Raw genomic sequence first — 11753 nt, 5'->3', positions numbered from 1 at the left:
TCATGTGTGGCGATGTCGTGTTGCTGAGCAGAAATGATATGGACACCAGGGCGGTCGAGGTCTATCGCGCGATTCACCGTGACGAATGCTTGATTGTTGCCCTCAGCTTGGACGAGGCGTGGCAGAACATTCGTGAATCATCTTGGTATGACGATGATCCAAGTGAATGGTGCGTGGCGCACTCCACAGAAACCATTCCCGTTGTCCAGGGAGAAGTAGTCGTAGGTGGAGGCGAAGCAATAGACATCCAGTTGGACGAAATAGACGCTAAGAAAGTCTCTCGTCAGCCTTACATTGCTCGCAAACTCTTTTGGTATTGTCCACACTGTGGCGACGAGCACATTGCGGATATCTTTCGCGATCCACTTAACCAATGTGAGGCGGCTGCAAGTCCGTTGCTTTGGAACTGTGAGCGACTCGGGCTTGAGGGATTGGTTTTTATTGCGCACGATTTTAAGCCATAGGTTGGCTTCACATGCTCAAGTCTGCTGACTTGAGCATGGCACCCTAAGATGCTGGTCACGTCGCTCTAGTCCCGAGCGTCGCCCTTGCGAACAATCGAACATGACCAATCACCAGCTTCTTCCGACCGAACAGCAGTTTCTGGCCGAGGCGGCGCGCTATCTGGAACAGCCTTCGCTCTTGATCCGATTGGCCAACGCCATTGGCAAGCCGCTGGAAGTCGTCGCGAAGGGAATGGAGGCCATCGCGCCGAACGTCATCGACTCGGCGGTCCGCACGGCGTTGACCTCGGCCTTGCGACTGGCGATCTCAACATTGCCACGCGAGGCGGCCAACCCGCCCGGGACGTTGGTGGCTGAAAAGCCGGTCGGAGAAATCGGCGCCGACAGTAAGTTCTGGAGCAACCTGTCGGTGGCGGCCACCGGGACGGCCGGCGGGCTGTTCGGCTGGCTGGGGCTGGCGGCCGAGTTGCCCATGACCACGACGATCATGCTCCGTTCGATCGCGGCCGTGGCCAAGGACGCCGGCGAGAACCTGGGACAACCCGAGGTCCAGTTGCAATGCCTCAGCGTGTTCAGCCTCGGCGGCCCGTCCGATGTGGACGACGCGCTGGAGGCCAGCTACCTGACCGCCCGGTTTGGCGTGTACGAAGCGGTGGCCCAGTCGGCGCGATTGGTCGGGCAGATGAGCGCGGTCGAGTTCTCCCAGATGCTGCAACGCGGCAGCTCGCCGGCGCTGGTGGCGTTGATTGCCGCGATTGCCCGCCGCTTTGACGTGGCGGTCACGCAGAAGGTCGTGGCACAGGCCATTCCGCTAGTCGGCGCGGGTGCCGGCGCGATGATCAACGTGGCGTTCATGGACCACTTCAACCGCGTGGCCCGATACCACTTTGGCATCCGCAGCCTGGAACGGCTGTACGGGCTGGACTTCGTCCAGGATCAATACCGCGCAGCCGCACTGGCCGCGAAGCGACGCTGAGTCGTCAATTTGCCACAGAGGCACTGAGACACGGAGGTTTGCACGGAGGGGGATAAAAAGGGAACGGATCGAGAAGCACCAATGGCCAATGTTCAATGACCAATGTCTTTGTATCGAAATGGCCCGCGATGGTTCCTTGGTCATTGGGATTTGGGCATTGGTCATTCAGAATCCCCCGCCCGAATTTCTCCTCCGTGAATCCCTCCGTGTCTCAGTGCCTCCGTGGCTAGTCCCCAGGATCCCAGGATGCTACTTCGACCAGTAGTCGATCACGAAGACGTCGTCCACGACCGGCTTGACGATGCCGACGAACTCTTGATGGGCCGCGTGGGGCAAGTACTCGTCGCGACCTTTCTCATCGGCGAACGTGATCAGCCAGCAGTGGGTGAACCCCTTGGCCAGCTTCTCGGGGCTGTTGTCGAGCCCCCATTCAAAACCCTTGATCGCGTCGATCTTGCTGGGGAGCTTGGCGAACTCGGTTTCGACGCGCTTGATGTCCTCGGGCTTGGCGTCGGCCTTGAACTTGAAGGCCACCACGTGGCGCAACACGCTGGTCGAGCTGGCCGGGGCGCCGTGAGCCGATGGGGCGGTGTGCATGGCAAGGTATCCTGCAGTGGCGAGGGCAATCCCAAGGCAAACAGCCGACAAGTGCTTGAGCATGATGTGTGATCTCGTTTGTTGTAACGTGGAAAACGAAAAACCCAGGGGGTGAAACCCCTGGGCTTAAAGCGTGCGCTTCGCTGTGCGAGATAGCAAGCCCAGGGGTTTCACCCCCTGGGGAGTTTTTTACTTCGCCTTCGACTTAATTCGTCGCCCGGCGAACGCTCGGACGTACTCGATGGCCTTGAGCATCTGCGGCCGATCGACCTGGTGAACGTCAAGCTGCCGGCCAATGGCGCCGAGCATCGTCACGGTCAGTCGGCCGCCGAGGTGCTGCCGGAACTCTTCCAGGCCGGCGAACAACGTCTCGGCGTCGGCCAGCGCCGGCGAGGTGAGCGTGAAGCCCAGTTCGGCCAGGCACGTCAGCACGCGCTCGGCATCGGCCGCGGGCAGCCCGTGGACCAGCGACGAGTAGACCGTGTCGACGGCCACGCCGATGGCCACCGCTTCGCCGTGACGCAGCTCGAAGTTGCTCATCACTTCAAGCTTGTGGGCCGACCAGTGGCCAAAGTCCAACGGCCGCGCTTCGAGCATCTCGAACGGGTCGCCGCCACGGGTGATATGGTTCAGGTGCATCTCGGCCGACGCGCGAATCATCGGCGCGGCCGCCGTCATGTCGCGTTGTCGAATCTGGGCGGCCGTGGCGCATAACCGGTCGAACATGGCCGCGTCTTTCAGCAGCGACACCTTGACCGCCTCGGCAAACCCGCAGGTGAAGTCACGGTCGCTCAACGTGCTGAGCAGCGCGGCATCATTCACCACGCCCCAGGGCACGGCAAAAGTGCCAATCCAGTTCTTCTTGCCGAACAGGTTGACGCTGTTCTTGACGCCAATGGCCGAGTCGGCCTGGGCCAGCGTGGTGGTCGCCAGTCGCACCAGTCGAATGCCACGATGGGCCACCGCAGCCGCGAAGCCGACTGCGTCGAGAACTGCGCCGCCACCGATCACCACAACGTAGCTGCGCCGGTCCAGGTCGGCCGCGTGCAACACCTTGAGCATCTGCTCCAACAGGTGGACATCGTTCTTCACCGCTTCACCGCCAGGGACCACTTGCACTTGGCCGGTCGAGATCAGCCGCGCACTGTTCGCGCGCAGAAAGGCGTAGAGCCGCTGTTTCAGGTCGGGCTGGGCCTCGGCCACATGCTCGTCGACCCAGAATTGCACCCTGGCCGGCTGGTCGCCTGACGGTTCCAAGAGGGCGGCCAGCACGTGCTGGTCGGCGCCGAGAATGTCGTTGGTGAATCGCAGGCGGTGAGTCGCCTGGATCGCAAACGGAACATCGACAGCGGCCGGCGCTGGCTGGGGAGACAATGGATCAGAAGGAGTCATGCGATCGTTCAACGGAACTGGGATCAACCGGATGGGATCGCGCACGGCTGACACATCGGCCGGGCTTGATTCAACCGGGCCAGAGCGCCGACGGCGCGATGGTTTGTAAGGTGGGTGGAGGACAGAGCCATTTTAGCCTGTGAAGCGAACCAATTGCAAACAATCGTTGGGCTTTCAATTCCGCCACCGAGGCACGGAGACACGGAGGTTTGCACGGAGAAGGGGGAGGAAGTGATGAGTGCGGAATGATGAGTGATGAATAGGGAACTGGGGGCGCGCGGGCCTATGGCCCTGCGGCTAAACCGCCAAGCGTTTCTGCCAGCGTAACTTGCGAGAAATCACCGATCGTCTTTTCCTTCATTCATCACTCATCATTCCGCACTCATCACTCCCCCATTAGCTCTCCTCCGTGCAAACCTCCGTGTCTCAGTGTCTCCGTGGCTAGCCTTTGTCTCCCAGAGCCCCCCGGCCCCTGGTCGAACGCCCCCTGGTCGGTACAATGCTGGCACGTTCTTTTGGCATCTCGGCATTTCGCGTACGCCCAGCGGGCTTGGGTCCGGACACGGTTCGGACTGGCGCGACTTGCATACCAGCACACGACCCGCCCAACGGCGGGCCTTTCACGGATGAACTCCGCACCTCGACATTCGCCGCTCCATGAATGGCACACGGCACACGGCGGCCGGATGGTCGACTTCGCCGGCTGGTTGATGCCGATTCAATACACCTCGATCGTGGCCGAACACCTGGCCACGCGCACGGCCTGCGGGCTGTTCGACGTGTCGCACATGGCGCGGTTCAGCTTTGCCGGCCCCCGGGCGCTCGATTTGCTCGAATACGCCGTCACCAACAGCGTCGCCACCATGCCCGTCGGGCAGGTGCGCTACAGCCTGGTCTGCAATGCCGACGGGGGCATTCTCGACGACGTGTTGGTCTATCGCGGGCCGGACGACAAGTTATCGCTGGTGGTCAACGCCTCGAATCGCGCTAAAATTTGGCAGCAATTGCAGGCCTGCGCTCGCGAACTGGGACTTGATGCCCAGTTTTCAGTCGGCGCGGCCAGCGAGTCGAGCGCCGGTGATAAGCTCGACGTAGTCGTCCAGGACATCACCGAAGCGACGGCCATGCTGGCCGTGCAAGGCCCGCGCGCCGTCGAGTTGAGCGCCAGCTTGCTCACCGCGGCGGCCGAGAGCCACCTCGACGCCTTGCGTTATTACACCTACACCCCGGCCAGTTTTCGCGGCACGCCCGCGCTGGTCAGCCGTACCGGCTACACCGGCGAAGACGGCTTTGAATTTGTCGTTGAACGGGCCGCAGGCAACGCCTTGTGGGAAGCGCTGGTCGAGCGCGGCGCGACGCCGTGCGGACTGGGGGCCCGCGATACGTTGCGACTGGAAGCGGGCATGCCCCTGTACGGGCATGAACTCGACGAAACGATCAATCCCTTCCAGGCTGGCCTGAACTGGGCGGTGAAATTCGACAAGGGGCGTTTTGTTGGCAGCGAAACGCTGACGACGCTGCGCACCGATCCGAACAAGCCTCGCCGCGTGGGGCTGCAACTTTCCGGTAAACGAGCCGCGCGCGAGGGGGCCACGGTGCTGGCCGGGGGCAAGTCGGTAGGATGCGTCACCAGCGGCACCTTCTCGCCGACGTTCGATCGCCCGCTGGCGATGGCTTACCTGGAAACGGGCCACGCCACCGTCGGCGCCGCGGTCGAGATCGACATCCGCGGCACGTTGGTCCCGGCCGAGATTGTGAAGCTGCCGTTTTATCGTCGTCCGTCGTGAGGCTGCATCTTGCCGCGGCGGTTGAGTCGTCGTGGCAATCAACCAAGGAGAATCGTGTGACCCCTGCGAATTTGCTCTTTGCCAAGACGCACGAATGGCTGCGCGTCGAACCTCAGGCCGACGGCGGACGTGTGGCGACCGTGGGCGTGTCGGACTTCGCGCTCCAGGCTCTGACCGATCTGGTCCACGTCGAGTTGCCGAAGAAGGGTCGCCAGCTCAAGGCTGGCGAACCGTTCGGCGAAATCGAATCGGTCAAAGCGGTCAGCGATCTGTACAGCCCGATCAGCGGCGAAATCGTCGCGGTCCACGAGGGCGTCGTCGATCAACTCGATGCGCTTAAGGACGACCCGTACGGCAAGGGCTGGCTGATTCAGGTCCGCCTCAGTAACGAAGGAGAGCTGAAGAACCTGCTCGCCCCGGCGGCCTATGAAAAGCAGTGCGCCGAGGAGGGGCACTAGAAAGAATGCCTCAATGTCCAAGCACCAATGACCAAGTGAGTAAGAAGTCCGTCGTTTTGGACATTGGTCATTGGACATTGGTGCTTCGCGTTTTTTAGCTTGGCGCGCGGGCCTGTGGCCCGGCGGCTAAACCGCAAGCGGGCCTCACACGTGGAACAATCTTCGTAAGCACCCATCGAAACTACTGAATGTCATACATCCTCAACACCACGGCGGAACAGCAGGCGATGCTGGCCGCGATTGGCGCCAAGTCGATCGACGAATTGTTCGCCATGATCCCGGCCGATTGCCAACTGAATCGGCCGCTCGACTTGCCCCCGGCGCTGACCGAGCAAGAGTTGACCGCCCACATGCAGCAACTGGCCGGGCGCAATGTCTCGTGCCAGCAAAGTGTTTGCTTTCTCGGCGGCGGCAGCTACGACCACTTCATCCCCGCGGCTGTCGATGCCCTGGCTTCGCGTGGCGAGTTCTTCACCTCGTACACGCCGTATCAGCCCGAGGTCAGCCAGGGGAACCTGCAGGTCTTCTTCGAATATCAGTCGCTGATCACGCGGCTGACGGGCATGGACGTCTCGAACGCCAGCTTGTACGACGGCGGCAGCGCCGCGGCCGAGGCGGTGTTGATGAGCCTGGCCGTGACCGGCCGCAGTGGCCGCGTCGTCGTAGCCGGCAGCGTGCATCCCGAGTATCGCCAAATCCTGGCCACGTACCTGCGCGACCTGGGCGTCGAACTCGTTACAGTGGCAACGCCAAATGGCACGGTGTCGCTCGATCAATTGACTGCGGCCATTACACCCGAGACGGCTTGCGTGCTAGTTCAACAGCCGAACTTTTTCGGTTGTTTAGAGGAGGTCGAGGCAATTGGTCGCGCGGCCAAAGCGGCCGGCGCGGTGTTCGCCGTGGCGGTCGATCCACTGAGTCTGGGTGTGCTTAACCGGCCGGGTAGCTACGGCGCGGACATTGTCGTGGCCGAAGGACAATCGCTTGGCAATCCGCTGGCGTTTGGTGGGCCTTACTTGGGGATCATCGCCTGTCGCGAAGACTTCGTGCGACGACTGCCGGGGCGCATCGCGGGCCAGACGGTCGATCGGCTCGGCCGCCGCTGCTGGGTGCTAACGCTGCAAACACGCGAGCAGCATATTCGCCGCGAGAAAGCCACGAGCAACATCTGCACTAACCAGGGGCTGTTCGCGCTGCGAGCCACGATTTATCTGTCGCTGATGGGGCCGCAAGGCCTGCGCGAGCTGGGCGAGTTGTGCCTGCAGAAAGCCGCGTACGCCAAGCAGACGCTGACCGCGGGTCGGCGGTTGCAACCGGCCTTTGACGCGCCGGTGTTCAAGGAGTTCGTCCTCCGCGACACAGAAAACAACGTCGAGCAGCTCTTGGCCCAGGCGGCCGACGCCGGCTTCTTTGGCGGCCTGCCGCTGGGGCGCTGGTATCCCGAACTAAGCGACTGTGTCCTGGTGGCGGTAACCGAAAAGCGAACACGCTGCGAGATCGATCGGCTGGCCGCGGCCTTCCACGCCAGCGGTGCTCAAAAGACGACTGGCGTGGCCAGCGCCGACAACTGCATTCCCACGCCTCATGGAGCGACTCGAACGGCTCATGCGTAACCAACAAGCGACCCAGACGTTGTTCGAATTGTCCAAGCCAGGTCGACGCGCGGCCGTGATGCCGGCCTGCGACGTGCCGGTGCGCCCGCTGGGCGAGCTGGTTCCGGCGGCGCATCTGGCCGCGGCAGCCCCCGAGTTGCCCGAGCTGGCCGAGTTCGACGTGATTCGCCACTTCACGAACTTGTCGACCTTGAACATGTCGGTCGACACCCACTGCTATCCGCTCGGCTCGTGTACGATGAAGTACAACCCCAAACGGAACGAGCGCCTGGCGTCGCTGCCCGGCATGCTTGATGTGCATCCGTACCAGCCCGACGACACGGTGCAAGGGCTGCTCGAGCTGCTGTACAGCGTGCAGCAAATGCTGGCCGAGATTTCGGGTTTGCCAGCCGTATCGCTGCAACCAGCCGCCGGGGCGCAAGGCGAAATGACCGCGCTGATGGTCGCGGCCGCCCACTTCCGCGCGCTCGGGCAAGAGCGCACGCGCGTGCTGGTGCCCGACACAGCCCACGGCACCAACCCGGCCAGCGCCGCGGTCGCCGGCTTCGAGACGGTCGGCGTGCGCAGCCACGCCTCGGGCTTTGTCGACCTGGACGACTTGCAAAGCAAGCTCGACGCCCAGGCCGCCGTGTTCATGATTACCAATCCGAACACGCTGGGGATGTTCGATCGGCAGATTCGCCGGGCGTGCGACCTGGTCCACGCGGCCGGCGGGCTGGTCTACCTGGACGGCGCGAACATGAACGCCATCCTCGGCATCAGCCGGCCGGGCGACGTCGGCGCCGACATGATGCACTTCAACCCGCATAAGACGTTCAGCGGGCCGCACGGCGGCGGCGGGCCGGGGGCCGGGCCGATTGCCGTGGCCGCCAAACTCGAACCGTTCTTGCCCTCGCCCGTGGTCGCCAGGCAAGGGGAGCGGTATCGGCTGGACTTTGACCGGCCGCAATCGATTGGCCGCGTGCGGACCTTCTTTGGCCAGGTCGGCGTGCTGGTCCGCACCTATTGCTACTTGCGCACCTACGGCCCCGAAGGGCTGCGCCAGGTCAGCGAGAACGCCGTGCTCAACGCCAACTATCTGCTCAGCCGGCTGAAGGACGTGCTGCCAGTGCCGCAAGGGGACCGTTGCATGCACGAGTTCGTCGCCACCGCGTCGACGGCCAAGGCCGAGAAAGACATCTCGGCCATGGACATTGCCAAGCGGTTACTCGACTACGGCTTCCACGCGCCGACGATTTACTTCCCGCTGACGGTGCGCGAGGCGATGATGATCGAGCCGACCGAGACCGAGAGCAAGGAAACGCTCGACGCCCTGGCCGACGCGATCATCAAGATTCTCGACGAGCCGGCTGACCTGCTGCACGAAGCGCCCCACAGCACCGTGATGAGCCGGGCCGACGAAGTCCGCGCCGCGCGCAAGCCGGTCCTGTGCGCTTGAAAAACTTTTGCCACGGAGGCGCGGAGACACGGAGGTTAGCACGGAGGAGAATTGCAGCGGGGCAGGGGAGCGATAGAGGAGAGTGCGGAAAGTTGAAAGTTAATTGAAGTCCGCTTGCCGGCTTAGCCGCAGGGCCATAGGCCTGTACACTTCGGCCCTCCATTTATCACTCATCACTCTGCATTCATTATTTCCCCTTAAAGTCCTCTCCGTGAAAACCTCCGTGTCTCAGTGCCTCCGTGGCGGAATTTCCGATGACTCCTGCTCGTGTGATCTTTGACGCGGCGCACGACGGGGCTTGGAATATGACGGCCGACCATTGGCTGGCCGAGCATGCCGCGACGGCCGGTCGGGCCGTGCTGCGGTTCTACCAGTGGTCGCCGGCGACGTTGTCGCTCGGTTATTTTCAGCAGCATGCCGAGCGTGCCCGGCACGCCGCCAGTGAACGTGTGGCCTGGGTCCGCCGGTCGAGTGGCGGCGGCGCGATTCTGCACGATCGTGAGCTGACGTACAGCCTGGCGATGCCCGTCGCCGCGGCTTCGATCTCATCGACCCAGGCGTTGTACGACGCGGCTCATGGTTCGCTGATCGCGACGCTGGCTGGGTGGGGCGTTACGGCCACGCTCTGTCACGCGCCGGCTAAGGTTTCGCCGAGCAATGAGGCGTTCTTATGCTTTCAGCGCCGCGCCGAAGGGGATGTCTTAGTTGGCGACCAGAAGGTGGCCGGCAGCGCGCAGCGCCGGCTGGGCGATGTGGTGCTCCAGCATGGCAGCGTGCTGTTGGCACACAGCGAGTTCACGCCCGAGCTGCCCGGCATTAACGACCTATGCGGCACGCGACTCTCGGCCGACGAACTGGCCCGGGCGTGGTTGCCTCGCCTGGCCGAGGCGTGTCGGTTGCAAGTAACCATCGAGCCGTTCACCGCAGCCGAGCAGGAGCAAATCGCCGCCCAAGTCGCCAACCGCTTCGGCAACGACGCCTGGAACCAGCGTCGCTAGGCTCCCGATTTCACAGCCTATCGAGTGCTTCATTCCCCGGGTTTTGGTTCACTTTGATCCAGGGCGCGCCCGGTCGATTTGCAATTAGATTCTAAGGACTTGGGCCGGCGATGATGTGCTGGTGAACCTCGCACCGAAATCCGGCGTCACACGTTGGCGGATTGTCCATTGCTTCCCATTCATCAGCCGTCAAGCCAAGCTCAGGAAGGGCGTCCCAATAAGCAACGCTGGGGCCAATGTCAGCGGTGGCTGGTGTACCCCAGATTTTGAGCCGATTCGCGAAGTACATTCGCGATGGCCCGCTAGGGCCATCGGCACGGACGACTTTGGCGACGCGGTTGCCTCGGTCAATCTCGTGGCGATAGATGAAGGCTAGATGTTCGCACGGCGCAGCGTGTTCTTGTTCCATGCGATTATCCTACCCGCCACGCTCGAATGGTTCACTCTGCCGGTTGGCCGATTGGCGCTCTGCCGATTAAAATAGCGGCATGACCCGCGGCCACCAGCGTATCCCGCGGTTTTTGACGGCTCGTTCCCCCCTTGTTACCATTGTCTTAGCGGCAGTTTTGGCCTTGGGTGACGGCACGCAGCGGACCAGCACCATGCAAGTCAAGTTGAAGTTGTTGACCGGTACGCGCGCCGGGCAGGAAATCGCGGTGCCCGGCCCGCGGTTCCGCATCGGTCGCGATGCGTCGTGCCAGTTGCGGGCCAAAAGCGACGCCATTGCCGAAGCCCATTGCGAAGTGCAAGTCGAGCCCGGCGCGGCCACGCTGGTCGACTTGGACAGTGCGACGGGAACCTTCTTGAACGGCAAGCGATTGAGCGGGTCGTCACCATTGAAGGCGGGGGACCGATTCCGAGTGGGGCCGCTTGAGTTCGGCGTCGAGATCATCATTCGCGTGGCCGGCACAAAAAAGCCCAAGGTCAACAGCGTCGAAGAGGCAGCCGCGCGAATGGCCGGTGCCGGAGGGGCCGACGACCTCGACATTGACAGTTTGCTCAACGGCGACGATGCCGGCACGGCCCCATCGCGTTACGCCGCGCAGCTTACGCCCGACGAGATCGCGGCCCTGGGGACGGGAGGGGGCCAGGCGAAACCATCTTCCTCGCCCGCCAAGTCGCCGCCGTCGAACGACAACACTCGCGACAAGGCGGCCGACGCGCTCAACAAAATGCACCGAAATCGGTAATCGAGCCCTGGTTGGCGTCCTACGTATCTCGCAGCCAGGCGCGAACCATGACGAACCAACTCATCTGACGAGCATCAACGCAGTACGAGGCCCAGGCATGTCGAATCCCGAAGAAGAAGCCATCAAGCGACGCTACCGCGAGTTCATGGACCTGATCCCGCTGACCCTGGCCATTGCCGGCTTGCCCGAGAACACCACCAACCGCAGCTTGTCGTCCGAGCAGATGGACCTGCGGGCCCAGGTGCTGATTACGGCCTTCAAGCTGGCCCGGCAGGCGGTTCGCGACGCCGTGAAGAATGCATAAACCCGGCCCGGCGTGCCGATAAACCCAATAGCCGCGACCCTAGCGAGCGTATAATGCCCTAGGTCCGTGGTCCTGCGGGGTGTTCCGCCACGGGCGGTTGAGTATTTGGGTCAAACGTCGCTAGATGCGGCAACTCAGCTATGGTTCCCAAGAAACCTGCCAAAAAGAGTCCCAAGCGAGCCGCCCTGTTGGGGCTGGGTCTCGACAAGAACGATGACATCACGCGGCTGACCCGCGGCGAGAACTTCGTGCTCTGCGGCGGCACGGCCGAAACGCACTCACAGATGCAGGAAACCGTCATCAAGGTCAACGAAAAGCTCGACCAGCGTGGCAAACGGCTCGAAGACGTCTCGCCCCGCGAATTGGCCGACATCTTTCACGACGTGACCAAATAGGACCGTCTTTAGCCCCCGGTCAATGACCGGGGGGACTGTGGCCGGCCGTTTTCAAGCCAGTTGGCACCCCGCCGCTTTCCGCGGATACTGGAATTGGGCGTTTTTGGCTGGCAGCGCCGCTACCCTCCCCCAGCCCCTCCC

At 62.7% G+C, this 11753-nt stretch carries 12 protein-coding genes; 10 read left to right on the top strand and 2 right to left on the bottom strand.

The annotated features are described in order from the left end of the window. Positions 1-2 precede the first annotated feature (2 nt). Positions 3-464 carry a hypothetical protein gene (locus JSS27_06650; GenBank protein ID MBS0208619.1) on the top strand — a complete coding sequence of 154 codons (462 nt, stop codon included), beginning with the start codon at positions 3-5 and terminating at the stop codon, positions 462-464. 100 nt (positions 465-564) lie between these two features. Beyond that, positions 565-1440 carry an EcsC family protein gene (locus tag JSS27_06645; protein ID MBS0208618.1) on the top strand — a complete coding sequence of 292 codons (876 nt, stop codon included), beginning with the start codon at positions 565-567 and terminating at the stop codon, positions 1438-1440. Positions 1441-1689: 249 nt separating this feature from the next. Here the strand turns inward: JSS27_06645 and JSS27_06640 are convergent, their stop codons facing one another. Together JSS27_06640 and JSS27_06635 are read right to left on the bottom strand one after the other, a co-directional pair. Continuing rightward, complete coding sequence (locus JSS27_06640; GenBank protein ID MBS0208617.1) at positions 1690-2037, bottom strand: Dabb family protein; 348 nt, start codon at positions 2035-2037, stop codon at positions 1690-1692. 189 nt (positions 2038-2226) lie between these two features. Next, positions 2227-3429 (bottom strand): 3-dehydroquinate synthase, encoded by a 1203-nt coding sequence (locus tag JSS27_06635; protein ID MBS0208616.1) that lies wholly within the window; start codon positions 3427-3429, stop codon positions 2227-2229. A 626-nt stretch (positions 3430-4055) separates the two neighbouring features. Here JSS27_06635 and gcvT point away from each other — a divergent pair. The 8 genes from gcvT (at position 4056) to JSS27_06595 (ending at position 11612) form a co-directional block, all read left to right on the top strand. Next, positions 4056-5216, top strand: a complete 1161-nt coding sequence (gcvT, locus tag JSS27_06630) for a glycine cleavage system aminomethyltransferase GcvT (protein MBS0208615.1) — start codon at positions 4056-4058, stop codon at positions 5214-5216. Positions 5217-5272: 56 nt separating this feature from the next. Beyond that, positions 5273-5674, top strand: coding sequence for a glycine cleavage system protein GcvH (gene gcvH, locus JSS27_06625; protein MBS0208614.1), 402 nt, complete (start codon positions 5273-5275; stop codon positions 5672-5674). A 188-nt stretch (positions 5675-5862) separates the two neighbouring features. Further along, positions 5863-7287: an aminomethyl-transferring glycine dehydrogenase subunit GcvPA gene (gene gcvPA / locus JSS27_06620; GenBank protein ID MBS0208613.1), complete on the top strand. Its 1425-nt coding sequence runs from the start codon at positions 5863-5865 to the stop codon at positions 7285-7287. Continuing rightward, on the top strand, positions 7280-8725 hold the full coding sequence (gene gcvPB / locus JSS27_06615; protein ID MBS0208612.1) for an aminomethyl-transferring glycine dehydrogenase subunit GcvPB: 1446 nt from the start codon (positions 7280-7282) through the stop codon (positions 8723-8725). Before gcvPA ends, gcvPB begins: the two co-directional genes overlap by 8 nt. Positions 8726-8979: 254 nt before the next feature. Continuing rightward, positions 8980-9723, top strand: a complete 744-nt coding sequence (locus JSS27_06610; GenBank protein ID MBS0208611.1) for a lipoate--protein ligase family protein — start codon at positions 8980-8982, stop codon at positions 9721-9723. 602 nt (positions 9724-10325) lie between these two features. After that, entirely contained in the window at positions 10326-10913 is a 588-nt protein-coding gene (locus tag JSS27_06605; protein ID MBS0208610.1) for an FHA domain-containing protein, read from the top strand. 97 nt (positions 10914-11010) lie between these two features. Further along, positions 11011-11217, top strand: a complete 207-nt coding sequence (locus JSS27_06600) for a hypothetical protein (protein MBS0208609.1) — start codon at positions 11011-11013, stop codon at positions 11215-11217. A gap of 140 nt (positions 11218-11357) precedes the next feature. Further along, positions 11358-11612: a hypothetical protein gene (locus JSS27_06595; protein ID MBS0208608.1), complete on the top strand. Its 255-nt coding sequence runs from the start codon at positions 11358-11360 to the stop codon at positions 11610-11612. The last annotated feature ends 141 nt before the right edge of the window (positions 11613-11753 follow it).

The organism is Planctomycetota bacterium (genome assembly GCA_018242585.1).
Taxonomy (GTDB): domain Bacteria; phylum Planctomycetota; class Planctomycetia; order Pirellulales; family PNKZ01; genus JAFEBQ01.
The sequence above is the reverse complement of the archived record's forward strand: the minus strand, read 5'-3'. Positions and strand labels throughout refer to the sequence as shown.

What these genes read in the sequence shown, in the direction of transcription:
- gcvPA (MBS0208613.1), top strand. Translation starts at nt 5,863, where the DNA reads ATGTCATACATCCTCAACACCACGGCGGAACAGCAGGCGATGCTGGCC.
- JSS27_06640 (MBS0208617.1), bottom strand. Translation starts at nt 2,037, where the DNA reads ATGCACACCGCCCCATCGGCTCACGGCGCCCCGGCCAGCTCGACCAGC.
- JSS27_06595 (MBS0208608.1), top strand. Translation starts at nt 11,358, where the DNA reads ATGGTTCCCAAGAAACCTGCCAAAAAGAGTCCCAAGCGAGCCGCCCTG.
- JSS27_06600 (MBS0208609.1), top strand. Translation starts at nt 11,011, where the DNA reads ATGTCGAATCCCGAAGAAGAAGCCATCAAGCGACGCTACCGCGAGTTC.
- JSS27_06635 (MBS0208616.1), bottom strand. Translation starts at nt 3,429, where the DNA reads ATGACTCCTTCTGATCCATTGTCTCCCCAGCCAGCGCCGGCCGCTGTC.
- JSS27_06650 (MBS0208619.1), top strand. Translation starts at nt 3, where the DNA reads ATGTGTGGCGATGTCGTGTTGCTGAGCAGAAATGATATGGACACCAGG.
- JSS27_06605 (MBS0208610.1), top strand. Translation starts at nt 10,326, where the DNA reads ATGCAAGTCAAGTTGAAGTTGTTGACCGGTACGCGCGCCGGGCAGGAA.
- gcvPB (MBS0208612.1), top strand. Translation starts at nt 7,280, where the DNA reads ATGCGTAACCAACAAGCGACCCAGACGTTGTTCGAATTGTCCAAGCCA.
- gcvT (MBS0208615.1), top strand. Translation starts at nt 4,056, where the DNA reads ATGAACTCCGCACCTCGACATTCGCCGCTCCATGAATGGCACACGGCA.
- JSS27_06645 (MBS0208618.1), top strand. Translation starts at nt 565, where the DNA reads ATGACCAATCACCAGCTTCTTCCGACCGAACAGCAGTTTCTGGCCGAG.
- JSS27_06610 (MBS0208611.1), top strand. Translation starts at nt 8,980, where the DNA reads ATGACTCCTGCTCGTGTGATCTTTGACGCGGCGCACGACGGGGCTTGG.